The following is a 23,384-nucleotide window of genomic DNA, read 5'->3' as shown; positions in this document are numbered from 1 at the left end:
CTTCGCGCCGGCCGACGGCAGAATAAGGTTCACCTCGCACTCGACCAGAGTGGATTGACGGCTACACACCCTCCCCGCACCTGCCGGGCCACGCGAGTGGCCCGGTTCACCCCCGGACTTCAGGCCGGGGCCGGGACACCCGAAGCGCAAGCAGAGGGCACGACAGGCGAGTCGGTCCCGGAACCGGACGGGGAGCAGACCTGAGGATGAATTCAATGAAGGAGCATCAACGCCAATGGCACGACTCGCTGGCGTAGACCTCCCCCGCGAAAAGCGGTTGGAGATCGCGCTTACGTACATCTACGGCATCGGCCGTACCCGCTCGAAGCAGCTCATCAAGGCTGCCGAGCTCAACGCGGACACCCGCGTGAAGGACCTCAGCGATGACGACCTCGCGAAGCTGCGTACGTACATCGAAGAGAACTTCAAGGTCGAGGGTGACCTTCGCCGCGAGGTGAACGCCGACATCCGTCGGAAGATCGAGATCGGGTGCTACGAGGGCCTTCGCTGGCGCCGCGGACTTCCCGTCCGTGGGCAGCGCACGAAGACCAACGCCCGTACCCGCAAGGGTCCGAAGAAGACGGTCGCCGGCAAGAAGAAGGCTGGCAAGAAGTGAGCGTCCAGGGCAAGAAGGTCGTGCAGATGGGCGGCGTCCAGCGCCGTGGCACGGCTTGCGTTTCGCCCAAGGCGCTCTACGCCCGCCCGATGGCGCTCCGCAACCTGTACACCGACGCCGGTTCGATCATCCGGCGCGGACAGGCCGAAGCGGTCGCCGCTCACCAAGAGAACGCGCGCTAACAGGAGATCCCTCACAACATGCCACCGAAGTCTCGTACTGCGGCCGGGGCCAAGAAGGTCCGCCGCAAGGAAAAGAAGAATGTCGCGCACGGTCACGCGCACATCAAGAGCACCTTCAACAACACCATCGTCTCGATCACGGACCCGACCGGTGCCGTGATCGCGTGGGCGTCGAGTGGTCACGTGGGCTTCAAGGGCTCGCGCAAGTCCACCCCGTTCGCCGCGCAGATGGCCGCCGAGAACGCTGCCCGCAAGGCCGCCGAGCACGGCATGAAGAAGGTCGACGTCTTCGTGAAGGGCCCGGGTTCGGGTCGCGAGACGGCGATCCGCTCGCTGCAGGCGGCCGGCCTCGAGGTCGGCACCATCCAGGACGTGACCCCGCAGCCTCACAACGGCTGCCGCCCGCCCAAGCGGCGCCGGGTCTGAGGAACGGGGAGGAGTAAGAAGAAATGGCTCGTTACACCGGCCCCGCGACGCGTATTTCGCGTCGCCTCAAGGTTGACCTCATCGGCGGCGACCAGGCTTTCGAGCGTCGCCCCTACCCGCCGGGCCAGCACGGCCGCGGGCGCATCAAGGAGTCCGAGTACCTCCTGCAGTCGCAGGAGAAGCAGAAGGCTCGCTACACCTACGGCGTTCTCGAGCGTCAGTTCGTCCGGTACTACAAGGAAGCCGTCCGGCGTCCGGGTAAGACCGGTGAGAACCTGCTGCAGATCCTCGAGTCCCGCCTGGACAACGTGATCTACCGCGCCGGCATCGCCCGCACCCGCCGTCAGGCGCGTCAGCTGGTAAGCCACGGCCACTTCCTGGTCAACGGCGTCAAGGTCAACGTCCCGTCCTACCAGGTCTCGAAGTGGGACATCATCGACGTGCGGCCGAAGTCGTTCTCGATGCTGCCCCTGGTCGTGGCCAAGGAGTCCTACGGCGACCGCCCGATCCCGGCGTGGCTGCAGGTCGTCCAGTCCAACCTCCGCGTGCTGGTCCACCAGCTGCCGGAGCGTGCGCAGATCGACGTTCCGGTTCAGGAACAGCTGATCGTCGAGCTTTACTCGAAGTAGTCCGGCCCCGGCTGGACCACGGGCGGCGGCGCAACAGGTGCGCCGCCGCCGCGCCATCCCTTCGACGTCATATGGCGGGCGTCGTCTGGAAAGGAACTAGGAAGAATGCTGATTTCCCAGCGGCCGGCTCTCGGCGAAGAGACGGTCAACGAGACCCGCTCCCGGTTCACCATCGAACCGCTGGAGCCCGGCTTCGGCTACACGCTCGGCAACTCGCTGCGTCGTACGCTGCTGTCGTCCATCCCGGGCGCGGCCGTGACGAGCATCCGCATCGACGGCGTGCTGCACGAGTTCACCACTGTTCCCGGGGTGAAGGAAGACGTCACCGACATCATCCTGAACCTCAAGGAGCTCGTGGTGTCCTCGGAAGAGGACGAGCCGGTCACCATGTACCTGCGCAAGCAGGGCCCCGGTGAGGTCACCGCCGCTGACATCGTGCCCCCGGCCGGCGTCACCGTGCACAACCCGGACCTGCACATCGCGTCGCTGAACGGCAAGGGCAAGCTCGAGATCGAGCTCGTCGTCGAGCGCGGCCGCGGTTACGTTCCGGCCCTGCAGAACAAGCAGGCGGGCGCGGAGATCGGCCGGATCCCGGTCGACTCGATCTACTCGCCGGTGCTGAAGGTGACGTACAAGGTCGAGGCGACTCGTGTCGAGCAGCGCACCGACTTCGACAAGCTGATCCTGGACGTCGAGACCAAGCCGTCGATCACGCCGCGCGACGCGGTCGCGTCGGCCGGCAAGACGCTGGTGGAGCTGTTCGGTCTCGCCCGCGAGCTGAACGTCGACGCCGAGGGCATCGAGATCGGCCCGTCGCCGCAGGAGGCGGACACCATCGCCGCCTACGCGATGCCGATCGAGGACCTGGACCTCACCGTCCGGTCGTACAACTGCCTCAAGCGCGAGGGCATCCACACGGTGGGCGAGCTGGTCTCGCGCAGCGAGGCGGACCTGCTCGACATCCGCAACTTCGGCGCCAAGTCGATCGACGAGGTCAAGCTCAAGCTCGTCGGCCTCGGCCTCGCGCTGAAGGACAGCCCGCCCGGGTTCGACCCGACCGCGGCTGCCGCCAGCTACGACGGTGAAGGCTGGTCGGAGGGTGTCGGTGGCATCGCCGACGGGATTTCGGACGGCCACCACGACGATGGCCAGGACTACGCAGAGACCGAGCAGCTCTAGGGCTCTGTGCCTGGACGCTGCGAGCTGAACTAGTAGGAGAACCAATGCCCACCCCTACCAAGGGAGCCCGGCTCGGCGGGTCGTCCGCGCACGAGCGGCTGATCCTGGCCAACTTGGCCACGCAGCTGTTCGAGCACGGCAAGATCACCACGACCGAGGCGAAGGCGAAGCGGGTCCGTCCGCTGGCCGAGAAGCTGATCACCAAGGCGAAGCGGGGCGACCTGCACAACCGCCGTCAGGTGCAGCGCGTCGTCCGTGACAAGGACGTCGTCCACAAGCTGTTCGCCGAGATCGGCCCGCACTTCGCGGAGCGCGAGGGCGGCTACACCCGCATCACCAAGACGATGCCGCGCAAGGGCGACAACGCCAAGATGGCGGTCATCGAACTGGTGCCGGAGAAGACGGTGACCTCGGAAGCCGAGCGCGCTCGGAAGACGAAGTTCGCCAAGGACGAGAAGCCGGCCGCCGTCGAGGCCGCCCCCGCTGCCGAGGAAGCCGCTACCGAGGCTCCCTACGGCGAGGGCAGCCACGCCGCGCTCGAGGACGGGACGCAGCCCGAGGGCTTCCCGATCAAGGGCAACGACGAGTCGAAGTACTACCACACCGAGGAAAGCCCGTACTACGAGCAGACCAAGGCCGAGGTGTGGTTCGCCTCCGCCGAGGCTGCCGAAGCCGCGGGCTTCTCGCTGCCGCCGTCGCAGCAGGACGACGAGTCCTGACGACGGAAGCCGTACCGAACGAGCCCGCCACTCCCGCTGGGGAGGGCGGGCTCGTTCGTCTGCGCCTGGACGTCTCCTACGACGGCACGGACTTCTCGGGCTGGGCCCGCCAGCCGTCGCGCCGCACGGTGCAGGGGGTCCTGGAAGAGGCGCTGCACCGGCAGCCCCCAGGGGCCTCGGTGCCCAAGTCCGTGGTCGTCGCGGGCCGCACGGATGCCGGGGTGCACGCGACGGGCCAGGTGGTGCACGTCGACGTCGTGCCGCTGTCGGAGCCTTCGGGCCGGATCCCGGTCTCCGCGCTCGGCGTGCCGGACCTGACCCGCATGACGGGCCGCTGGAACCGCCTCCTGCCGGGCGACGTCCGGGTGCTGGGCGCCCGGGTCGCCCCGGACGGTTTCGACGCCCGGTTCTCGGCGATCCGCCGCCACTACCGCTACCGCGTGTCCGACGCGCCGTGGGGAGTGGACCCGTTGCGCCGCAACGACACGCTGGCCTGGAACCGTCCACTCTCGACGGACGCGATGAACGCGGCGGCGGCGTCCCTGCTGGGCCTGCAGGACTTCGCGGCGTACTGCAAGCAGCGCGACACGGGCACGACGATACGCGAGCTGCAGCGCCTGGAGTGGCGGCGCGTGGACGAGCACCTGCTGGAGGTATCGGTCTCGGCGGACGCGTTCTGCCACTCGATGGTCCGCAGCTTGGTGGGAGCATTGCTCCTGGTGGGCGACGGCCGTCGAGGACGTGACTGGCCATCGGAGGTCCTGGCGAGCGGGGTCCGCGACAGCGCGGTGGCCCCCGCGCATGGGCTCACGTTGACTGCGGTGGACTACCCGCCGGACGCCGAACTCGCGGCCCGCGCCGAGCAGACGCGCAACGTCCGCACGTCACCCGGACAAGATCAACAGATCGGGTGAAGGCGGCGAGCACGCCGTCCGGGATGTGGCATGTTCGAGGCATGTCGACAAGTCTTCGTCGCATCACCGCGGGAATCGCGGCCGCTTTCGGCGCCGCGCTGATGCTCCCCGCCACGGCCACCGCGGCGCCGGTCCCGTTCCCCTGCGGGTACAGCTCGCAGGGGATGGACGCGCACTACCGGCACTGCGCCAACACCTTCGCCCTGATCCACGTGGACTGGGACAACGGCAACCACTACACCGACTGCTACGGCCCCTGGGACGAGCAAACGCTCTGGCACGACGGCACCCACCGCCAGGTCAACGCGTACTTCGTGAACACGCCGCCGCGGCTGCTGAAGAACGTCTCCGGCAACTGGATCTGCAGCGCCTCCCAGCCGGACGCATAGAAAAGCGGGTGGCTCCCGAGGGGAACCACCCGCCTTCGTCGTGAAGAGCCTCAGTCGCCGCGGCGGACGGGGCCCAGGAGCTGCTGCTCCTTGCCCGTCGTCACCAGCCTCAGCGGCCGCCACAGGTTGCGGCCCAGGGCCACCACCTGGTCGTCCTTCAGCATCGTCAGCTGGCGCATCATCTGCGGCGGCAGGTTCCAGATGCGGCCCGCCAGCTCGGCCTGGCCGGCCGGGAGGCGCTGCATCAGCACCAGGTCCGCCGCGTTCGCCGTCACGCCCGCCTGGGGGTGCAGGTACGGCAGCACGTACACCGTCGTCTGCCAGGGCGACCGCGGCGGGAACAGGTCCTGCGGGGTCGGGCCGCCGTCGGTCACCACCAGCAGCGGTGCGTCCTCCGACGGCCGCGGCAGCTCGACCGGCGACAGCCGCCTGATCTGCACCAGCGGGGATGGCCGGCCGTCGCCGCTGCCGGCTGCTCGGGACAGCACCTGCCACTCGGTCGGGCGACCGGTCGCGACCACGACCCACGCGCCGACCGCCATCGCGCGCATCGCCACCTGGCGGGCCAGGTACAGGCCGCCCACCAGGACGATGCGGGTCGGCGTCGAGCGCAGTGCCGAGATCGTCAGCGGCTCGCCCTTCAGGCCCGAGCCGAGGACGATGCCGCCGCGGTCGCCCGAGGGGCTGACCGCGTCGAGCATCGCGGGGTCGACCGTGAACTCCGGCGCCACACCGGTGTTCTGCCCGGCGTCGCGGACGCGGGAACTCATGCTGTGCCTCCGATCGGCAGCGTCGCGGCGAACGCCGAGACCTGGAGCCCGCGCAGCGGCGTCAAGTTGACGTCCAGCCGCTCGGCCAGCCCGTGCAGCCGCTGGTCGGCGGCGTCGAGCTCACGCGGGTTGCGCGCGCTCACCCGGACCACGCCGCGCAGGCCGATCTTGCCCTCGTCGGACGCCGGGGAAATCGACATCGCGAGCGTCGACGACAGCGCGCGGACGCTCGTCAGCGCGTTCAAGCTGCCGGCGATCTTGCCCTTCGGCCAGCCGGTGATCGCGTAGCTCGCGTGACCGATGCCGGCCGCGGTCACGCCGGACCAGCGCTCCTGCAGCGTCACCTTGTTCGGCGAGCCGGCGACCGACGTCAGCTCCGCGGCCGAAATGCTCGCGCGCAGCAGCTCGTCCGGGTCGAGCGGCCGGGTCGGCACGCCCTGCGACTCCAGCGCGTTGCGCACCCGCGAAAGCGCGCCGATCAGCGCGCGGTGGGCGCCGACGACGCCGCCGCCCCGCTCCCGGATCGCCGCCGGGCAGCGCTTCGGGTCCAGCCGGATCGCGACCCACGTCGTCCGCCGCGCCGCCGCGGGCAGCGGCCCGAGCACCTCCATGTAGGAGCTCAGCGCGGGCGAATCCGCCGGCAGCGCCGCGCTGCCCGGGTAGCAGTGCCAGATCATCTGGATCGAGTCGAGGACCACGCCGCGGTCTTCGAGGCACGGCGCGAGCGCGGACAGCGGCAGGCTCGGCGCGCCACCGGCCTGGGTGATCAGCGCCGGCGTCGGCTCGACGAGCAGCACCGCCGTCCAGGTGCCGTCGTTCCAGGCGAGCCCGACCTGCTGGCGTTCGTGGTCGACGCCGTGCGCCACGACGAGATCCGGCACCGCGATGCGGAGCAGGTTCACACGGGCGTCGTCCGGGCCGGTCACGGTGGTCTCTTCGGCGGCCAGCTCCTCGACCGTGCTCGGCGGCAACGGATCCGCGACACGATCGTGCGAACGGAAGGAGTAGCGCATCGTCAGCCCGATCCACTGGGTGAACCAGCGGCCGCGCCAGCGCAGCAGCGCGACGATGAGGGCGAAGCCGACGACGCCGATCGCGACGTACTTCATCGACATGTTGATCGCGAGCAGCACGAGCCCGACCGCGAGCCCGACCTCGAGCACGACGAGGTTCGCCACGGGGAGCGGACCGAGGCTCACGCCCGAGGACCGGCGCCGCGCGGGGGGCGCCATCCGCACCGGGCTGGGCGGGGGAGTGGAGGGGCCGCTGTCGTCGGGTCCCTGCGGACCGCCGGGGCCGCCAGGACCACCGCCGCCCGGGCCACCGGGACCACCAGGTCCACCAGGCCCGCCGGGGCCACCGCCACCGGGCCCGCCAGGTCCGCCGGGACCACCAGGACCGCCCGGGCCACCGGGACGTCCGCCGGGGCCACCAGGACCGGGGCCGCCGGGACCGCGCGGGGGCATGGAGGGACCGCCGGGGCCACCACCGGGTCCGCCGGGAACGCCACCGGGCCCGCCCGGCACGCCTCCCGGACCGCCGGGGCCACCGGGTCTCCCGGGCCGCGGCGGCGGGCCCGGCGGGCGGCCGGAAGGCGGGGGCCCGGGTGGGCCAGGCGGACGTGGAGGAGTGGTGACGGACATCCGCGCTTTCTCTTCCCCTCGTGCTTGCTGCGTACCCGGAAGCCGGGTCCCGGGGAATCCGACCCTAGCCGGAGTTGGTAGAAACCCCACACCAGACGGTCCCCGTACGGCTATCCTGCGGAACCGTACCGCGACGGGGAGAGCTGTAGGTCGAGAATGCCATCAACACCCACGACTAAGTCTCAGGTTCAGGCGTACAAGTTCGTCCTGCGCCGGATGCAGTCGGCGCTGGTCCGGCGGGACGCCGTGATGCTGCACGACCCGATGCGCACCCACACGAGGGCGACGATCGTCGGGGTGGTGCTCGGTGCCCTCGTCGCGATCGTGTTCGTCGTCTTGGCCCTGCTCAGCCCGGCGCCGTCGGTGCCCGAGGCCGGCGGCATCGTGATCGGCGAGGAGTCCGGCACCGTCTACGTGGTGATGGGGAACCCGAAGATGCTCGTCCCGACGTTCAACCTCGCGTCGGCGCGGCTTCTCCTGCTGGCTCAGCAGAAGAATTCGAACACGGGCAACAACCCCGGGGCCGCGCCGGCCGCCGCCCCGGCCCCGGCGAGCCCCGCCGCTGTGAAGAATCCCACTGTCGTCTCCGACGAGCAGCTGAAGGACATCCCGCGCGGAAAGCTGACCGGGATCCCGGACGGACCGCAGCTGATCCCGACGGACTCCCAGCGGATCACCCCGAACTGGGCGGTGTGCGACCAGGTCCAGCTCGACCCGACGCTGCCGGTGCCCGACAGCGTCAACCAGACCAACACCTACGTCTTCGGCGGCGTCGCCCCGAGTGCCCTCGGCACCGAGCTGGGCGAGAACGAGGCGTTGCTGGCGAAGGCCGACAACGGCAAGACCTACCTCGTCTACCGGCTGCCCAGCACGCAGAACCGCCCGAACGCCAACACCGTCCGCGCCGAGATCGACGCCAGTGACACGCGCAACGCGGTTTCGACGGCGCTGCAGCTGAACCAGAAGCCGCGGAAGATCACGCAGGGGCTGCTGAACGCGATCCCGGAGGTCCCGCCGCTGATCCCGCCGCAGGTTCCGGACGGCGCGGCCCCCGGCAACCTCGACGGGTTGAGCGCGGGCGACGTCTTCGCCACGCAGCCGACCGGTGCCGAGCCGCAGTACTGGGCGATCACCACCCGCGGCATCCAGCAGGTGTCGAACGCGGTCGCCGACATCATGCGCGTCGCGAAGCACGGCAGCGCGAGCGAGCTCCGCACGCTCGGTCTCGACAAGCTGTCCGGCCTCACCGTCCTGAAGCCCGGCGACCCGGACTACATCCCGGTCGACGAGTTCCCGCGGTCGGTCCCGACCGTCCTCGACGCGACGAAGAACTCGGCGGTCGCCTGCCTCGGCTGGTCCGTGGTCGGCGACGGCGACAACCGCGACGGCCACACGTCGGTCTACATCGAAACCCAGCTGCCGGGCCAGAACAGCCGCGGCCCGAAGTTCGCCACGACCAAGGTGACCACGCCGGGCCCGAACCGCGTGCCGATCAACGGTTTCTACCTCCAGCCCGGCTTCGGCGCGGTGGTGCAGTCCGCGACCGGCAAGGCCAGCTTCGGCAAGGGCGCGATCCAGCTGATCTCCGACCGCGGCATCCGCTACAGCGTCCCGGACGCCGCGACCGCCGACGCGATCGGCTTGAACAACCGGCAGCCCGCGCCCGAGTCGGTCATCGGCCTGCTGCCGACCGGGGCTTCGCTGAACACCCAGGACGTGCTCAAGCAGTTCGACTCGGTGCCGATCGACCCGAACGCCGGCTCGTTCCCGAGCCAGACTCCGCAAGCGGGCGGCTGAGGCGGAACCACCGGGCGGCGTCGGACGTCACACGCTCGATGGATCTTCTGGTGAGCGGAGAGGTGCCATGGCCGGTTTGAGGATGGACGGCGTGGTCGTCGCCGACTACGCCCGGACCGCTGAGGAGGCCGCTGACGACCTGCACGCGGCGGCGGCCGACGTGGGGGGCGAAGGCGTTTCCGGTGAGTCCTACGGCCCGCTGGGGGCGCGGATCGGGCTCGGTGAGTCCTACGGCCGCGCGGCCGGCGCGCTCCGGCGTCAGCTGTCCGACGGCGCCGAGGCGCTGAAGTCGGCCGCGGAAGCGCTGCGGCAGGTCACGGTCCGCCACAGCGGGCAGGACGCCGAGGCCGCGGAGCTGATCAAGCGGGCCGGCAGGGTCGAATGATGTTCGCCGAACCGGAAGGCTCCACGGACTCCATCCCGCACCCCCTTTCCAAGCGGGCCGCCGCGCCGGTGCCCACGGCGCCCGCGGTGGCCTTCGCGCCGGACGCGGAAGGCGACGAGATCGCCGCCACGGCCGAGCCGTACCTGGCGTACCTCACCGACGTCTCGCACCAGCTCGGGCTGGTCGACCCCGTCGAGACGTACTTCCGCCCGCTGATCGGCCGCTGGGGCGAGCTCGGCGCCGAAGCCGGGCGGCTGCGCCAGGCCGCCGCCGCCGCGGCCGAGGTGTCTGCCCGGCTCGACGACGGGCTCGGCCGCCTCGACGCCGGCTGGGAAGGCCGGGACGCCGACGCGTTCGTCGCCTACATGCGTGAGATCGGGGCGGCGGGCGGCGACCTCCAGGAGGCGCTCACCGTCCTCGCCGGCGCGCTCGACGAACTGGTGACGACCCTCCGCCACGTCGTCGTCGACCTCGTCGAGGTGCTGGTCGACGCCGCGGACCTGATCTCCGAGACGATGACTGTGCCGAGCGGGGGCACCAAGCGGGCGCGCACCCAGCTGCAGGAGACGCAGGAGTCGGCGAAGGGGCTGTACGAGACCGCGCGGGACGTCCTCGAGGCGTTCGACCGGCTTTGCGACGGCGTCGACGACCCCGACGCGGCCGCCCGGAGCATCGAGATCGCGCACCGGTACCCGGAGGAGCGGTTCCGGCTGCACGACGACTCCGTGATCGGCACTTCCGCCGCCGAGGAGCCGGCTTCAGCGGCTACAGCGGCTGCGGTGTCGGACGCGGACTCGGCTTCGGACGCGGACTCCGGGGACGCCACCACGCCGTCGTCGGCGAGCGGGGACCCGGCGGCGCCGAAGCACACCGCGGCGGGCCCGCCGGAGGCCGCGCAGCCCGCCGATGCGGCACCTCAGCCGCAGCCGGCGCCGGACAGCTCGGCGAACCAGAGCACGTCGGGCATGCCGATGATGCCGATGATGGGCTTCGGAGCGTTCGGCGGAGGCGGCGGCGGGCAGCGCCAGTCGAAGAACCGGCCGATCGTGAAGTCGTCGGAACTGCTGGGGGAGCCCGGTTTGGTGGCCCCGCCGGTCATCGGCGAGGACGAAAACCCGGCGCCGAAGAAGAAGCCGCCGGCGAAGTGACCCGGTCCCGGCCCGCGGAGTCCGCGGGCCGGGCGGTCGCCGTCAGCGGCGGGCCGGGGCTTCTTCGGGCCGGTTGCGGCGGATGGTGCGCATCACGAACAGCGTGATCAGCAGCGCCACGATGCCGCCGCCGGTGCCGGCCAGCGCCACGATCATCGGGGTCGAGCTGTGGTCGTTGGCCGGCGGGAGCTGGGCCAGCTGCGGCGGCGGGATCGGGGCCAGGTTCCCCACTTCCGACGGCAGGCTCTGCGTCAGCGCCGCCACCGGGTCGATGACGCCGTAGCCGACGAAGTTGTCGCGCCCGCCCGGAGCCGCCGGGTGCTGCGCGGTCTCCTTGATCCGGTTGATGATGCCCTTGGCGTCGAGGTTCGGGTACTTGGCCTTGACCAGGGCCGCGACTCCCGCCACGTACGGCGAGGCGAAGCTCGTTCCCTGGATCGGGCTGGCCTTGTCACCGCTCTCGAACGTCAGGTTCGCCAGGCCGGTGGAGCCTTCGGCGGGGTCGAGCGAGATGATCTGCGTCCCCGGCGCCGCGACCCCGACCCACGGGCCGTGCACGCTGAACGAGGCCACGCTGCCGAACTCGTCGATCGCCCCGACGGACAGCACGTCGTCGGCGAACCACGGCGGCGTCACGATCGTCTTGGGCTTCTTCGCGTCCGGCTGGTCGTTCTGCGGGCAGGTGTCCGTCGCGTTGCCGGCGGCGGCGACGATCACGATGCCCGCCAGCGCCGCGTGGTGCACCGCGGCCTGGACCTGCTGCTCGCCTTCGGTGATGTTGCCGGTGGCGGTGCGGCAGTTGTCGACCGACATGTTGATGATGTCGGCCGACTTGCGGTCGGCGATGCCGCGGATGATCTCGGCCAGCGTCTTCAACGTGCCCGCGGTGCCGGCCTTCTCCAGCTGGCGTCCGCCGTTCGACTGCCCGGGAGACGTCTGGTCGCCGTCACCGGTGCCCGAGCCGCCACCGCCGGTCGGCGGGAGCGAGGTTTCCGACCCGGTGGGCGGGTTGGTGCTCGACGACGGCGTGCCGCCGGTGGTGTTGCTCGCCGGCGGCGTCGGCGTCGAGGTGTCGGGCTCGTAGTTCTCGCTCAGCTGGCGGTAGGACACGATCGTCGCGTCCGGGGCCACGCCGATGAACCCGACCTCCGGGTTGTCCGGCTTCGCCGCGATGATCCCGGCGACCTCGGTGCCGTGGCCGTCGCAGTCCTCGAGTCCCTTCGGCTGGCCGCTCGTCGGTGTCGCGACGTAGTCACCACCGGACTCGAGGTTCGGCAGCCAAGGGTGCCTCGTCACGCCCGTGTCGACCACGGCGACCTTGACGCCCCGGCCGACGCCGCCGTTCGTGGCGGCCTTGACGATCTCCTGGGCCTTCGTGATCTGCAGGTAGTCCTGACCCCACGGCCGGTTCTTCAGCACGATGTTCTGGCCCAGCGTGCTGCGCTGGACGCAGCCCTTCGACTGCTTGTACTTCTTGTCCGGCTGGCCCGTGTCCGGGAGCAGCTTGGTCATGTCCACCGGGGGCGGCGTCGCGAAGTAGCCGTCGGCGGGCGCCTGCTGCGCCCAGACCGGCACCGCGACGGCCACCGAGGAGAGAAAGCCGATCGTGCCGGTCAGCAACGCCGTCGTGGTCCGCCGGGTGGCGCCGAAACGCCGTCCTACTGCCATCCGAGACTCACCCGATCCGGTCACTTGAAGTTCAGGTGCCGCAGGGTGGTGTACAGGTCCATCACACCCAGGGCGAGCGGGAGCACGGAGGCGATGCAGAGCGCCTCGATGATCTCCACCGTGCGCCGCAGCGGCGGCGAGAAGCGCTGGTTCGGGAAGATCACGCCGACCACGAGCGCGCCCGCGGCCAGCAGGATCAGGATGCCGAAGACGTAGAGCAGGCGGTTCTGCGCGCTCGCCGAGACCAGCCAGCCGATCGCGATCCCGGTCGCCGAGACGAGGCCCGTGGTGAGCAGGGCGATCGCCTGGCTGCCGTTGGCGTACGCACGGGCGCGCAGGAGCAGCACGAGCGTCGCGACGACGCCCAGGATGATCCCGAACGCGCCGGGCGCGCTCGCGGCGATGATCGCGGCCAGCGCGACCGTGACGCCGCAGCCGACCATCAGGCCGGTCATGTAGTTGTGCGCGATCGCCGTGCGGCGCTCGATCGCCCGGTAGTCCGGGAAACCGGAGTCTTCCTTGAGCTCCTCCGCGCTGCCCGGGACGTGCGGCAGCGGCAGCTTCGCGAGCCAGATCGTGGCGCGCGGCAGGATCGAGATGCAGGCGAGGGCGACCGCGACCGTGCCGGCCGCGATGCCGGCCGCCGGGTGCGCGACGAGCGTGCCGAACAGGAAGGCCAGGCCGCCGAAGGTGCCCGCGGTGGCGGCGGCGATGAACGTCGTGATGCCCGCGCCGATCACCATGATGCAGACCGACGCGACGATGATCACGAGGACCGCGCCGAGCAGCAGGTTCGCCCGCATCGACAGGCCGGGCACGATGTAGAAGCCGCTGACGAACGCCAGGGGCAGGCCGCCGGCCGCGGCGATCAGCACCCCGGTCGCTTCCGCGCCGTACGCCTTGGCGAGCGTCGCGCCGATCGCGACGCACGCGATCGCGCCGATGCCGCCGGCGATGGCGGCGCCGAGTGCGTTGCCGCCGTACAGCGAGCCGCTCATGAACAGCGCGATCGCGGCGGCGACCAGCGCCAGCCCGCCCGCGACGTGCCCGAAGCGGTTCGCCGTCTCCTTGGTCCAGGGGCGGAAGCTGTCGGGGGAGGACTCCGCGATGGCGTCGACGACGTCGTCGTACAGCGGCGGCGGCGGGTTCTCGTTGCGCTTGCGCAGCTGGAGCAGCTCGCCGTCGACGACGCCGAGCGAGGCCAGGGTGCGGCTCGGGTCGAGCGGGGCGTCGCCGAGCTTGGCGAGCGCCCAGCCGCCGTGCCGGGCCCCGCCGTCCGGCGACGACTCCTTGGCCATGTCCAGGAGCATCGGCAGGAGATCGGCCACCGCGACATCGGCGGGCAGGGCCACATCGATCCGCGTCGAGGGCGCGACGACCGTCACCCTGCTGAAAACTGTCGTGCCCGTAGCCACTGCACTGCCCCCGCTCGGTCGAGACTGCTCCCGGGGGAACTTATACCGAACCCCGGTGCCGACATCATCGAACGTCCGAAAATCACCGTCATCCGCAGGTCGGGTCCGGAACTCGGGCGTTACTGTCGGTGGCAGGCCCTACACTCGCCGGGCGAGGGTGGGGCAATGTTCACGAGGGGATCCGGCATCCGGCGGAATTCCCCCACGGCGTTCGATAGGTTGTTCGCGCACCAAGCGGTGGCCGCCATCGTCGAGTTTGAATGAGGGGTCCTTCGATGAGCACGCTGCAGTTCAAGAAGTCGCCACGGCTGGCGGCACCGCGCCCGCCGGGTGGTGAGGTGCACCTCGAGCCGCCGCCCGAGGTGCCCCGCGTCATCCCCGGCAACATCGTCATGAAGGCGCTTCCGATCGTCATGATCGTCGCGTCGCTCGGGATGATGGTCTTCATGTTCCAGGCCAGCAACCGGAACCCGATGATGATGGCCATGGGCGGCATGATGGTCGTCGGCACGCTCGGGATGATGGCCGGCGGCGGTGGCAAGGGCGGTGGCGCCAAGCGCGCCGAGATGGACGAGGACCGCAAGGACTACCTCCGTTACCTCGGGCAGATGCGCGACCGGGCCCGTGAGGCGATGGTCGACCAGCGCGCCGCGCTCGAGTGGGTGCACCCCGATCCGCAGTCGCTGTGGTCCCTCGCGGCCAGCCGCCGGATGTGGGAACGCCGCCAGAACGACCAGGACTTCCTGCACCTGCGCGTCGGGCGCAGCTCGCACCGCCTCGCGACGCGGCTGGTCCCGCCGCAGACCGGGCCGGTCGACGAGCTGGAGCCGATCGCCACCCTCGCGCTGCGCCGGTTCGTGCGCGCGCACTCGATCGTGCCGGACCTGCCGACCCAGATCACCCTGCGCGGGTTCGCCGCGGTGAGCATGCAGGGCGACCGGGCGCTGACCCGCGGCCTGACCCGCGCGATGCTCGCGCAGATGGTCGCCTTCCACAGCCCCGACGACGTGCTGATCGCGGTCGCCACCGCGGGTCGCGCGAAGGAGGAGTGGGAGTGGGCGAAGTGGCTCCCGCACGCCCAGCACCCGACGCTGGCCGACGGCATCGGCCAGCTCCGGATGATGGCCGGGTCGCTGGCCCAGATCGAAAACTGGCTCGACGAAGAGCTGCGTGACCGCCAGCGGTTCTCCCGCAACGCCACCCCGGCGCCCGACCAGCCGCACGTCGTGATCATCATCGATGACGCCGAGGTCACCCGCGAAGAGCAGATCATCCTCGAAGAGGGCCTGGTCGGCGTCACGCTGGTCGACCTGTCGGACTCCATCGGCAACCTCGCCGCCCGCCGCGGGCTGCGGCTGGTCGTCGAGGCCGACAGGCTGGGTGCGCGCAGCGCCGGCGGCGTCGAGTGGTTCGGCCGCCCGGACACCCTCAGCCTGGTCGAGACCGAGTCACTGGCCCGCCTGATCTCGCCCTACCGCGTCGGTGGCGCGGCGGGGCAGGACGTCGGCGACGAAGAGCCGCTGCTGTCGAACCCGTCGTTGCTGGAACTGCTCGGTATCCCGGGTGACCCGATGACGTTCGACGTGCAGCAGGCGTGGCGGCCCCGCCCGATCCGTGACCGCTACCGCGTCCCCTTCGGTGTCGGTGAATACGGCCAGCCGGTGGAGCTGGACATCAAGGAAGCCGCCGCGGAAGGCATGGGCCCGCACGGTCTGTGCATCGGTGCGACCGGTTCCGGTAAGTCGGAGTTCCTCCGCACGCTGGTGCTCGGCATGCTGGCCACGCACTCGTCGTCGACGCTGAACTTCGTCCTCGTCGACTTCAAGGGTGGCGCCACGTTCCTCGGTCTGGACAAGGCCCCGCACGTCTCCGCGGTCATCACCAACCTCGCCGACGAAGTCACCCTGGTCGACCGCATGAAGGACGCGCTGGCGGGGGAGATGAACCGCCGTCAGGAAGCGTTGAAGAACGGCGGCAACTTCAAAAACGTCTGGGAATACGAGAAAGCCCGTGAGAACGGCGCCGACCTCGACCCCCTGCCCGCGCTGTTCATCGTCTGTGACGAGTTCTCCGAGTTGCTGGCGGCGAAGCCGGACTTCATCGACCTGTTCGTCGCGATCGGCCGGCTGGGCCGGTCGCTGCAGATGCACATGCTGCTCGCCTCCCAGCGCCTCGAAGAAGGCAAGCTGCGCGGCCTCGACTCGCACCTGTCCTACCGGATCGGCCTGAAGACGTTTTCCGCGGCGGAATCCCGCGCGGCGATCGGCGTGCCGGACGCGTTCGAACTGCCCTCGGTCCCCGGCGGCGGCTACCTGAAGTTCGACACCTCGACCCTGGTCCGCTTCAAGGCCTCCTACGTGTCGGGCCCGTATCGCCCGGCCGGGATCCAGGCGGCGGGGCCGGCGGCGACGGTGGTGCGGGCGGACAAACGCCCGCAGCTGTTCGTGCCGGACTTCGTGGAGCTGCCGAAGGAACCGGAACCGGAGCTGATCGAAGCGGCCCCGAAGGAGGCCGCGCCGCAGTCGGAGGAGGCGGTCGAACCCAGCGAGCTGGACGTGATCGTGTCGCGGCTGATCGGGCAGGGCCCGCCCGCGCACGAGGTGTGGCTGCCGCCGCTGAAGGACCCCAACTCCCTCGACACCCTCCTGCCGAACCTCAACCCGACCGACGACCGCGGTCTGTCGCCGGTCGGGTTCTTCGGCAACGGCCGGCTGCAGGTCCCGCTGGGGATCGTCGACCGGCCGTACGAGCAGCGCCGCGACCCGCTGTGGGCGGACTTCTCCGGCGCCGCCGGGCACGGCGTGATCGTGGGTGGGCCGCAGTCGGGCAAGTCGACGATGCTGCGGACGCTGATCATGTCGATGGCGTTGACCCACACCCCCGAGGAAGCGCAGTTCTACTGCCTGGACCTCGGTGGTGGCACCCTGGCCGGCCTCGCCGACCTCCCCCACGTCGGCGGCGTCGCCGTCGCCCGGCGGGAGCCGGACAAGGCCCGCCGGATCGTGGCCGAGCTGACCACTCTGCTCGTCGAGCGGGAAGGCCGGTTCGGGGCGCTGGGCATCGACTCGATGACCGAGTTCCGCAACCGCAAACGCCGGGGTGAGATCCGCGCGGACCAGGACCCGTTCGGCGACGCGTTCCTCATCGTCGACGGCTGGCGCGCCCTGCGCGACGACTTCGAAGAGCTGGAAACCACGATCACCCGGATCGCGACGCAGGGTCTGTCCTACGGCGTGCACGTGATCGTGGCGGCGAACCGGTGGGCGGACATCCGCCCGGCGATCAAGGACATGATCGGCACCCGGTTCGAGCTGCGCCTGGGTGACCCGACCGAGTCGGACATCGACCGCCGCGTCGCGGTGAACATCCCGACCGGCCGCCCGGGGCGTGGCCTGACCCGGGAGAAGCTGCACCTGCTGGGCGGGCTGCCCCGCATCGACGGCTCGAGCGACCCGGAGACGATCGCGGCCGGCGTCGCCGACGCGGTGGCGAAGGTCAAGGGTGCGTGGCGCGGGCGGGTGGCGCCGCAGGTCCGGCTGCTGCCGGAGATGATCACCTACGACGACGTCCTCAAGCTCGACCAGGCCCGCGACTCCAAGCTGATCCCGATCGGGGTCAACGAGGAAGACCTGCAGCCGATCTACCTGGACTTCAACGCCGAACCGCACTTCTACGCCTTCGCCGACGGCGAGTCGGGGAAGACGAACCTGCTGCGGCAGATCGCCCGCGGTATCTCCGAGCGGTTCACGTCGAAGGAAGCGCTGATCCTGCTGGTCGACTACCGGCGCACGATGCTCGGGTTCGTCCAGGGCGACTCGCTGCTCGGGTATGCGGTGTCGGCGGCGCAGCTGGAGAGCATGGTCAACGACGTCTTCAACTCGATGACGCGTCGGCTGCCGGGTCCGGATGTGACGCAGGAACAGCTGAAGACGCGGTCGTGGTGGAAGGGCCCGGAGCTGTTCATCCTGGTCGACGACTACGACCTGGTGGCGACGTCGTCGAACAACCCGCTGCGGAAGATCTCCGACTTCCTGCCGCAGGCCAAGGACGTCGGCCTGCACCTGGTGGTCGTGCGCCGCACCGGTGGTGCGTCGAAGGCGATGTACGACCCGATCATCGGCAAGCTCAAGGAGATCGCGGCACCGGGCATGGTCATGAACGGCTCGCGGGACGAGGGTGCGCTGGTCGGCAACATCAAGGCGAGTGCGATGCCACCGGGCCGAGGCAACCTGATGACGCGCAAGTCGGGTAAGCAGCTCATCCAGGTGTCGTGGATCCAGCCCGACTAGATACGGCGACAGGGCGTCCCTCGGCGAAGGGTAGGTTCCTTCCCGAGGGCGCGCCCCGTCGGCCGGGCGTGGGGGATTGCGACGGAAATTGCGGGAGCTGCTGGTGACGGTCCGGGTTGCGGTGGACTTCGGGACGTCGAGCACCTGCGTCGTCGCCTCGGTGAACGGGCGCGATCCGCAGGTCGTGGTGATCGACGGCCAGCCGCTGATGTCCTCGGCGGTGTTCGCGGCGGCGGACGGCACGCTGTTCGTCGGCCAGGAGGCCGAGCGGCAGGCGGCCGTCGACCCGTCGCGGTACGAGCCGAACCCGAAGCGCCGGATCGACGAAGGCGAGCTGCTGCTCGGTGACAGCGTCCTGCGCGTCACCGACGTCGTGCACGCCGTGCTGGGCCGCGCGGTCGCCGAGGCCCGGCGCCTCGCCGGCGAGGCCGAGGTCGACCTGCTGGTGCTGACCCACCCCGCGGACTGGGGTGCCATCCGCACCCGGCTGCTGCGGCAGGCGGCGGGCGGGCTGGCGCGCGAGGTCGCGCTGGTGCCCGAGCCGGTCGCGGCGGCGGTCTACCACGCGGCGACGTTCGCGCCGCAGGACGTGACGAACGACCGCACCGTCGAGTTCAGCGGCCGTCCCGGCGACGCGCTGGCGGTGCTGGACCTCGGCGGCGGCACGGTCGACGTCAGCGTGGTGCGGCGGCTGCCGCCGGACACCGCGCGCGACCGCGCCGGCCGTCCGCAGCGCGGCGGCTTCCAGGTGCTGGCCACCCGGGGCGACCCGGCCTTCGGCGGCGCGGACATCGACCAGGCGCTGCTGGAGCACGTCGGCGCGCTCGTGGCCGGGGCGGAGCAGGACGCGTGGCGCCAGCTCGTCGAAGGGCGTGAGCTGGTCGACCGGCGCCGCCGCCGCGTGCTGCGCCAGGACGTTCGAGGGGCCAAGGAAACGCTTTCGCGGCACGCCTACACCGACGTGCCGATGCCACCGCCGTTCGCGGACGCGCACGTGACACGCGAGGACCTGGAACGGCTGATCACCGCGCCGCTGGGGCGCGCGGTGGAGCTGACGGTCGCGGCGATCGGCGACGCCGGCCTGCGGCCGAAGCAGCTCACGGCGATCTTCCTGGTCGGCGGGTCGAGCCGGATCCCGATGATTTCGCGGCTGGTGCACGAACGCACCGGTGTCGTCCCGACGAGCCTCGACCAGCCCGAGACGGTGGTCGCGCGCGGCGCACTGCGGGCGGTGCTGGTCGACCCGGACCGCACGGGCGCGCTGCCCGGCGAGGCGATGGCCCGGCTGGGCGCGGTGCCGGGCGGTGCCCTCAACCCGGCCGCCCAGCGCACGGAGGTCGTCCGCCCCGGCGACGTCGCCCCGCGCCCCGGCGACGCGGGCCAGCGTCCGGCGCCGCCGCGCGCGCCGGTGCCGCCCGCCGCCAACGGCTTCCCGAACCGCGCCGCCCCGCCGCCGTCCCCACCGCACGGTCAGCCGGTGGCCCGGCCGCCGTGGACCCCGCCCGCCGGTCAGGCCGGGCCGCCCGGCAACCGTCCCGGCGGGCCCACCGCGCCGCCGGAGAAGAAGGCCGGCCGCGGAAAGCTGTGGGGGATCGTCGCCGGCGCTGTCGTCGTCGTGGCCGCGCTCGTCGTCACGGGGATCTTCGTGTTCAGCGACTCCGGCGGCCAGGCCGAGACCGGCCGGACGCTCGCGCAGTACGACTTCAAGTTCGTCTCGCCCGAGGACTGGGTGCAGACCGACGACCGGGTCGCCCAGCGGCAGGTCGTGATCCACCCGCAGGAGTCCCGGGACGGCAACGACCTCCTGGTCGCGCAGGAGTTCGTGATGGAGTACGACGCGACGGCGGACCCGCAGAAGCTGGTGGACGAGCTCAGGACCGGTGCGGAGAAGGACCCCGACCACTACGGTTCGTTCAACCCGGCGCTGTCGTACGCGGGCAAGACCGTGATCGGCTACCACGAGATCAAGAAGGACCGGCCCGACCTCCAGGTCGACTGGTACGTCGTGGCCAAGGGCCGGATCCGGGTCCACGTCGGCTGCCAGTACGCCACGGCACAGCTGCGCGACCGGGTCGCCGCCGCCTGCACGCAAGCCGTGCGCACGGTCGAGATCCTCAACTGAGAGAGAAGGCACGCGGTGCCGTCCGAAGAGTTCGAAAGCGCCGCGTCGGCCTTCCGGCGCACCGGTGAAGACGCGGTGACGCACGCGCGGCGCGTCACCGGAAACGCGAAGGCGCGCAGCCGGCGTCACCACAGCGAAAACGTCGAATTGCTCAAGCGAAGTGGCCGGGGCGCGAAGTCCGGCGATCCGACTCCCGGCACGCTGCGCGCCGCCGCGGAACGGTTCCGCCGCGCGCGCGGGCTGTCGGTCCCGACGGTTCCGGATCCGGCCGATTCGGTTCCTTCGCGTTCGCAATCCAGCGCTCGCGCCCCTCGATCGGGTGATGAGGACGAAGACTTTTCCCAGATGCGAATCATGAATCGCGACGCATGAGTGCCCGTCGGTGATCGCTGTGCGTGTGCTAACCACGCTGGTGGAGAACACTTTTTCGAGTGACGCGTCGCCGGGACGGGGCGATTCGTTGCTACCGGCCGCGATCGGTTCCCGGCGAGAGCGTTCACGCAAGCAACTACTTGCGGGCAAAGCACGACAAGGGGGAACCGGACATGGCAGGGTCTGCGTCGTAGGGCCGTACAAGCGAGCAAGAAGTTGTTACGGCCGACCATCACTCTTACGAAGGGGGTTCCGGTATGAGCGCCGGGTCCGGATTCCAGGGAACAGTTGCACAGTTCACCGACGCCGAGGGCAAGGTCACCGAGGTCCGCGCCGGGATGGACGCGAACCTGTCCACGCTGCGCGACCGCATCGAGGCCACCCGCGCGGGCTGGCAGGGTGAAGCGCAGAAGGCGTTCGACCACGTCATGATGCGCTTCGACGACGACGCCCGTCAGATGAACCAGGCCCTGCAGAAGATCGCGGACCTGCTGCGCGAGGCCGGTTCCAAGTACGAGAAGTCCGAGCAGCAGCAGCAGGAGATCCTCGGCGCCGTCAACCGCGGCTTCGACGCGCTCGGCTGAGCACCACCCCTGAACTTTCTTTACACCCACCCAAAATTCTTGAGTACCGAGGGAGCACATCATGCCTGATGGCGCCGGCATTGTCGTTAATTACGCCACCATCCGCGCGGCTGCGGACGACTGCACGCAGACGGGTGGCGAGCTGCAGCAGGCGTTCGACCGCCTGAAGGACGACCTCAAGCCGCTGATCACCACCTGGACCGGTTCCGCCAAGGAGCAGTACGACCAGGCCCAGCGCACCTGGGACCAGAAGTTCGAGGACCTGAAGCAGGTTCTGGCGCAGATCGCCGCCGCCCTGCCGCAGATCGCCGATGGCTACCAGCAGACCGACAGCGCCGTCGAAGGCCTGTTCTGAGCCGCTAGCCCCGGGAACCACGGCGGGCCCGCACTTCGGTGCGGGGCCCGCCGTTTTCCTTTTCCGGCAAGGGAAACTCAGTGCGGCGCGCCGACCTCGTACTCGGGCCGGTCGTTGAGCACCCGCACGGTCACCTTCTTGTCCTGCCCGCCGATCTTCACCGTGCAGTCGAACGTCGTGCCGTTCACGGCGGCTTCGTTCGCCGGGCACTGCGCGTTCTTCACGTCCGGCTCGCCGTAGTTCTCGTTGAGGACCTTGACCACACCGTCCTCAAGGGACTGTTGCTCGAGCACGTCGCCGCGGAACGCGCCCAGCAGCCACGCGACCCCGCCGCCGACGGCGAGCACCAGCACGACGGCGCCGGTGATCAGCAGTGGTTTCTTGGACTTCGGCTGCTTCTTCCCGGGCTCGGTGGCGAACGCGCCGAGGCCGCCGTACTGGCTCGGCTGGAACCCGCCGCCGTACTGCTGCTGCTGTCCGGAAGCCGGCCCGGCGGGCTGTGCCGGCCACCCGCCGCCGGGCGTGCCCGGCTGCTGGGGCGTCGGCTGGGACGGCGGCTGCCACGGCCCGCCGGCGGGCTGCCCCGGCTGCCACGGCCCCGAGAACGACCCGCTCGTGCCCGGCTGCTGCGGCGCCTGGTTCCACTGGCCGGTGTAGGAACCCGAGGCCGCGCCCGGGTCCGCGTTCTGCTGCCACTGCCCGGCGTGCGGGCCGGTCGCCTGCTGCTCGGGTTGCCAGGCGCCCGGCTGCTGAGGCGGGTTCGCCGGCGGCTGCCACCACTGCGGCTGCCGCGGGTCGGGCGGCTGGGACGGCGGTGTCATCGGAGGTCACCTCGGGTCGTGGCCACGGTTCAGCTGCCCTGCGCTTCGCCGAGCCGGCGGTAGAAGTCGTCCATGGCGGCCCGGTCGGGCAGCACCGTGATCTGCGCCGCGTCCGGCAGCTTCGGCATGTCCTGCAGGCTGGCCTTGCCGGTGAACCGGAAGTCGTACTTGAGCTCCACCTGGTGGCCGTCGCCGGCGAACTTGGCGTCCATCACGAACGAGACCAGGCTGCCGTCCGGGTTGAGCGTGATCGTGGTCGGCACCATGGCCTTCTTCAGCTCCGGCCCGACCTGGCTCGTGATGCTGGCCGGCAGGATCTCGACCTTGTTCTTGACGAAGACCTCGAACGGCACGGTGACCGTCAGCGCGGTCTTGCCGTCGCCGAGGCTCTTCGCGCCGCGGACCGCGCGTTTGTCGGCCTTGTAGGCGTCGACGGTCGAGTCCGCCATCCGGCACGGGGTCAGCACCCCGCCCCAGGCGCACGGCAGGATCAGGCCGGCCTCGGGCTTCGGCATCGACACCCACGCCGTCGGCGAGACGCCCTTCTGGACGTACATCGGGCCGAGGTAGGTGTACTCGACCGCGCCGTCGGCCGGCGTGTAGGTGTCGATGATCTCGTCGGGGTTCTTCTGCGACCGGTGCCGCACCGCCCGGCTCTCCGGGCTGCCGGTGCGGGCCGACGTCACGGTGCTGTGGATCCACTTGTCGTCGAACTTGAAGTAGGCGTCCAGCGAGTTGGTGACGTCGCGCGTGTCGGTGATGGCGTCCCCGAGCTTGCCGATGACCTGCTCGAACTTGCCGCCGACGTAGTCCGCCGCGTCGTCGCCCTTCGGCAGGGCGGTACCGGCCTTGGCCGTGCCGCAGGCGCTGACCAGGGCCAGGACGGCAGCCAGGACGAAGATCGCCGTCGGTCGTCTGTTCATCGCCGTCCCCCCGCTCGCGGTGTCGCCCGGATCGTCTC

The 23,384-nt window shown here is 70.7% G+C and carries 23 protein-coding genes; 16 read left to right on the top strand and 7 right to left on the bottom strand.

Annotated features, from left to right (window positions below; translation table 11 throughout):
* Positions 1–235 precede the first annotated feature (235 nt).
* The 8 genes from rpsM to ACZ7OU_RS02635 all read left to right on the top strand — a co-directional run bounded on the left by rpsM (position 236) and on the right by ACZ7OU_RS02635 (position 5,054).
* Complete coding sequence (gene rpsM / locus ACZ7OU_RS02670; protein ID WP_004558883.1) at positions 236–616, top strand: 30S ribosomal protein S13; 381 nt, start codon at positions 236–238, stop codon at positions 614–616.
* On the top strand, positions 613–798 hold the full coding sequence (locus ACZ7OU_RS02665) for a hypothetical protein (RefSeq protein WP_086681363.1): 186 nt from the start codon (positions 613–615) through the stop codon (positions 796–798). Before rpsM ends, ACZ7OU_RS02665 begins: the two co-directional genes overlap by 4 nt.
* Positions 799–816: 18 nt before the next feature.
* Complete coding sequence (rpsK, locus tag ACZ7OU_RS02660; protein WP_004558885.1) at positions 817–1,224, top strand: 30S ribosomal protein S11; 408 nt, start codon at positions 817–819, stop codon at positions 1,222–1,224.
* A 23-nt stretch (positions 1,225–1,247) separates the two neighbouring features.
* A complete protein-coding gene (rpsD, locus tag ACZ7OU_RS02655) occupies positions 1,248–1,853 on the top strand; it encodes a 30S ribosomal protein S4 (RefSeq protein ID WP_364623796.1) in 606 nt (201 codons plus the stop codon).
* 105 nt (positions 1,854–1,958) lie between these two features.
* The gene (locus ACZ7OU_RS02650) at positions 1,959–3,032 is read left to right on the top strand and encodes a DNA-directed RNA polymerase subunit alpha (RefSeq protein WP_364623794.1); all 1,074 of its coding nucleotides are present in this window, start codon (positions 1,959–1,961) and stop codon (positions 3,030–3,032) included.
* A 44-nt stretch (positions 3,033–3,076) separates the two neighbouring features.
* Entirely contained in the window at positions 3,077–3,751 is a 675-nt protein-coding gene (gene rplQ / locus ACZ7OU_RS02645) for a 50S ribosomal protein L17, sunset domain variant (protein ID WP_470239508.1), read from the top strand.
* A gap of 65 nt (positions 3,752–3,816) precedes the next feature.
* Positions 3,817–4,665 (top strand): tRNA pseudouridine(38-40) synthase TruA, encoded by an 849-nt coding sequence (gene truA / locus ACZ7OU_RS02640; protein ID WP_470240758.1) that lies wholly within the window; start codon positions 3,817–3,819, stop codon positions 4,663–4,665.
* 41 nt (positions 4,666–4,706) lie between these two features.
* Positions 4,707–5,054, top strand: a complete 348-nt coding sequence (locus ACZ7OU_RS02635; RefSeq protein ID WP_470239507.1) for a DUF6355 family natural product biosynthesis protein — start codon at positions 4,707–4,709, stop codon at positions 5,052–5,054.
* A gap of 50 nt (positions 5,055–5,104) precedes the next feature.
* Here the strand turns inward: ACZ7OU_RS02635 and ACZ7OU_RS02630 are convergent, their stop codons facing one another.
* Genes ACZ7OU_RS02630 through ACZ7OU_RS02620 form a run of 3 tightly spaced genes read right to left on the bottom strand, consistent with a single transcriptional unit; the run spans position 5,105 to position 7,373 of the window.
* A complete protein-coding gene (locus ACZ7OU_RS02630; protein ID WP_364623790.1) occupies positions 5,105–5,824 on the bottom strand; it encodes a hypothetical protein in 720 nt (239 codons plus the stop codon).
* The gene (gene eccE / locus ACZ7OU_RS02625) at positions 5,821–7,056 is read right to left on the bottom strand and encodes a type VII secretion protein EccE (RefSeq protein ID WP_470239506.1); all 1,236 of its coding nucleotides are present in this window, start codon (positions 7,054–7,056) and stop codon (positions 5,821–5,823) included. The genes ACZ7OU_RS02630 and eccE overlap by 4 nt, the downstream gene beginning before the upstream one ends.
* Positions 7,020–7,373 carry a hypothetical protein gene (locus tag ACZ7OU_RS02620; protein ID WP_470254026.1) on the bottom strand — a complete coding sequence of 118 codons (354 nt, stop codon included), beginning with the start codon at positions 7,371–7,373 and terminating at the stop codon, positions 7,020–7,022. The genes eccE and ACZ7OU_RS02620 overlap by 37 nt, the downstream gene beginning before the upstream one ends.
* Before the next feature lie 250 nt (positions 7,374–7,623).
* On the opposite strand from ACZ7OU_RS02620, the gene eccB reads away from it, so the two are divergent.
* The 3 genes from eccB to ACZ7OU_RS02605 all read left to right on the top strand — a co-directional run bounded on the left by eccB (position 7,624) and on the right by ACZ7OU_RS02605 (position 10,797).
* Positions 7,624–9,264, top strand: a complete 1,641-nt coding sequence (eccB, locus tag ACZ7OU_RS02615) for a type VII secretion protein EccB (protein ID WP_470254025.1) — start codon at positions 7,624–7,626, stop codon at positions 9,262–9,264.
* A 67-nt stretch (positions 9,265–9,331) separates the two neighbouring features.
* Entirely contained in the window at positions 9,332–9,649 is a 318-nt protein-coding gene (locus ACZ7OU_RS02610; RefSeq protein ID WP_470239503.1) for a hypothetical protein, read from the top strand.
* The gene (locus ACZ7OU_RS02605) at positions 9,649–10,797 is read left to right on the top strand and encodes a WXG100 family type VII secretion target (RefSeq protein WP_470254024.1); all 1,149 of its coding nucleotides are present in this window, start codon (positions 9,649–9,651) and stop codon (positions 10,795–10,797) included. Before ACZ7OU_RS02610 ends, ACZ7OU_RS02605 begins: the two co-directional genes overlap by 1 nt.
* 42 nt (positions 10,798–10,839) lie before the next feature.
* Here the strand turns inward: ACZ7OU_RS02605 and ACZ7OU_RS02600 are convergent, their stop codons facing one another.
* Positions 10,840–12,465 carry a S8 family serine peptidase gene (locus ACZ7OU_RS02600; protein ID WP_470254023.1) on the bottom strand — a complete coding sequence of 542 codons (1,626 nt, stop codon included), beginning with the start codon at positions 12,463–12,465 and terminating at the stop codon, positions 10,840–10,842.
* A 20-nt stretch (positions 12,466–12,485) separates the two neighbouring features.
* Positions 12,486–13,850: a type VII secretion integral membrane protein EccD gene (gene eccD / locus ACZ7OU_RS02595; protein WP_470239500.1), complete on the bottom strand. Its 1,365-nt coding sequence runs from the start codon at positions 13,848–13,850 to the stop codon at positions 12,486–12,488.
* 305 nt (positions 13,851–14,155) lie between these two features.
* Between eccD and eccCa the strand changes: the two genes are divergently transcribed.
* The 5 genes from eccCa to ACZ7OU_RS02570 all read left to right on the top strand — a co-directional run bounded on the left by eccCa (position 14,156) and on the right by ACZ7OU_RS02570 (position 21,602).
* Positions 14,156–18,169, top strand: coding sequence for a type VII secretion protein EccCa (gene eccCa, locus ACZ7OU_RS02590; protein ID WP_470239499.1), 4,014 nt, complete (start codon positions 14,156–14,158; stop codon positions 18,167–18,169).
* Positions 18,170–18,272: 103 nt separating this feature from the next.
* Entirely contained in the window at positions 18,273–20,291 is a 2,019-nt protein-coding gene (locus ACZ7OU_RS02585; protein WP_470239498.1) for a type VII secretion-associated protein, read from the top strand.
* A 15-nt stretch (positions 20,292–20,306) separates the two neighbouring features.
* Positions 20,307–20,663: a hypothetical protein gene (locus ACZ7OU_RS02580; RefSeq protein WP_470239497.1), complete on the top strand. Its 357-nt coding sequence runs from the start codon at positions 20,307–20,309 to the stop codon at positions 20,661–20,663.
* A gap of 257 nt (positions 20,664–20,920) precedes the next feature.
* Entirely contained in the window at positions 20,921–21,247 is a 327-nt protein-coding gene (locus ACZ7OU_RS02575) for a WXG100 family type VII secretion target (RefSeq protein WP_470239496.1), read from the top strand.
* Positions 21,248–21,308: 61 nt separating this feature from the next.
* Positions 21,309–21,602: a WXG100 family type VII secretion target gene (locus ACZ7OU_RS02570; RefSeq protein ID WP_470239495.1), complete on the top strand. Its 294-nt coding sequence runs from the start codon at positions 21,309–21,311 to the stop codon at positions 21,600–21,602.
* Between the two features lie 77 nt (positions 21,603–21,679).
* On the opposite strand, the gene ACZ7OU_RS02565 is transcribed toward ACZ7OU_RS02570, so the two are convergent.
* Together ACZ7OU_RS02565 and ACZ7OU_RS02560 are read right to left on the bottom strand one after the other, a co-directional pair.
* The gene (locus tag ACZ7OU_RS02565; RefSeq protein WP_470254022.1) at positions 21,680–22,423 is read right to left on the bottom strand and encodes a DUF4333 domain-containing protein; all 744 of its coding nucleotides are present in this window, start codon (positions 22,421–22,423) and stop codon (positions 21,680–21,682) included.
* Between the two features lie 29 nt (positions 22,424–22,452).
* A complete protein-coding gene (locus ACZ7OU_RS02560; protein ID WP_470239493.1) occupies positions 22,453–23,346 on the bottom strand; it encodes a hypothetical protein in 894 nt (297 codons plus the stop codon).
* Between the last annotated feature and the right edge of the window lie 38 nt (positions 23,347–23,384).

This window comes from Amycolatopsis sp. NPDC114505, assembly GCF_055633615.1.
Note: the sequence above shows the minus strand (reverse complement) of the source record. Positions and strands in the feature narration are given on the sequence as shown.

Excerpts from the sequence above, each read along its gene's own strand:
- rpsM (WP_004558883.1), top strand. The coding sequence starts at position 236 with ATGGCACGACTCGCTGGCGTAGACCTCCCCCGCGAAAAGCGGTTGGAG.
- rpsK (WP_004558885.1), top strand. The coding sequence starts at position 817 with ATGCCACCGAAGTCTCGTACTGCGGCCGGGGCCAAGAAGGTCCGCCGC.
- rpsD (WP_364623796.1), top strand. The coding sequence starts at position 1,248 with ATGGCTCGTTACACCGGCCCCGCGACGCGTATTTCGCGTCGCCTCAAG.
- ACZ7OU_RS02650 (WP_364623794.1), top strand. The coding sequence starts at position 1,959 with ATGCTGATTTCCCAGCGGCCGGCTCTCGGCGAAGAGACGGTCAACGAG.
- rplQ (WP_470239508.1), top strand. The coding sequence starts at position 3,077 with ATGCCCACCCCTACCAAGGGAGCCCGGCTCGGCGGGTCGTCCGCGCAC.
- ACZ7OU_RS02635 (WP_470239507.1), top strand. The coding sequence starts at position 4,707 with ATGTCGACAAGTCTTCGTCGCATCACCGCGGGAATCGCGGCCGCTTTC.
- ACZ7OU_RS02630 (WP_364623790.1), bottom strand. The coding sequence starts at position 5,824 with ATGAGTTCCCGCGTCCGCGACGCCGGGCAGAACACCGGTGTGGCGCCG.
- eccE (WP_470239506.1), bottom strand. The coding sequence starts at position 7,056 with ATGGCGCCCCCCGCGCGGCGCCGGTCCTCGGGCGTGAGCCTCGGTCCG.
- eccB (WP_470254025.1), top strand. The coding sequence starts at position 7,624 with ATGCCATCAACACCCACGACTAAGTCTCAGGTTCAGGCGTACAAGTTC.
- ACZ7OU_RS02610 (WP_470239503.1), top strand. The coding sequence starts at position 9,332 with ATGGCCGGTTTGAGGATGGACGGCGTGGTCGTCGCCGACTACGCCCGG.
- ACZ7OU_RS02605 (WP_470254024.1), top strand. The coding sequence starts at position 9,649 with ATGTTCGCCGAACCGGAAGGCTCCACGGACTCCATCCCGCACCCCCTT.
- ACZ7OU_RS02600 (WP_470254023.1), bottom strand. The coding sequence starts at position 12,465 with ATGGCAGTAGGACGGCGTTTCGGCGCCACCCGGCGGACCACGACGGCG.
- eccCa (WP_470239499.1), top strand. The coding sequence starts at position 14,156 with ATGAGCACGCTGCAGTTCAAGAAGTCGCCACGGCTGGCGGCACCGCGC.
- ACZ7OU_RS02575 (WP_470239496.1), top strand. The coding sequence starts at position 20,921 with ATGAGCGCCGGGTCCGGATTCCAGGGAACAGTTGCACAGTTCACCGAC.
- ACZ7OU_RS02570 (WP_470239495.1), top strand. The coding sequence starts at position 21,309 with ATGCCTGATGGCGCCGGCATTGTCGTTAATTACGCCACCATCCGCGCG.
- ACZ7OU_RS02565 (WP_470254022.1), bottom strand. The coding sequence starts at position 22,423 with ATGACACCGCCGTCCCAGCCGCCCGACCCGCGGCAGCCGCAGTGGTGG.
- ACZ7OU_RS02560 (WP_470239493.1), bottom strand. The coding sequence starts at position 23,346 with ATGAACAGACGACCGACGGCGATCTTCGTCCTGGCTGCCGTCCTGGCC.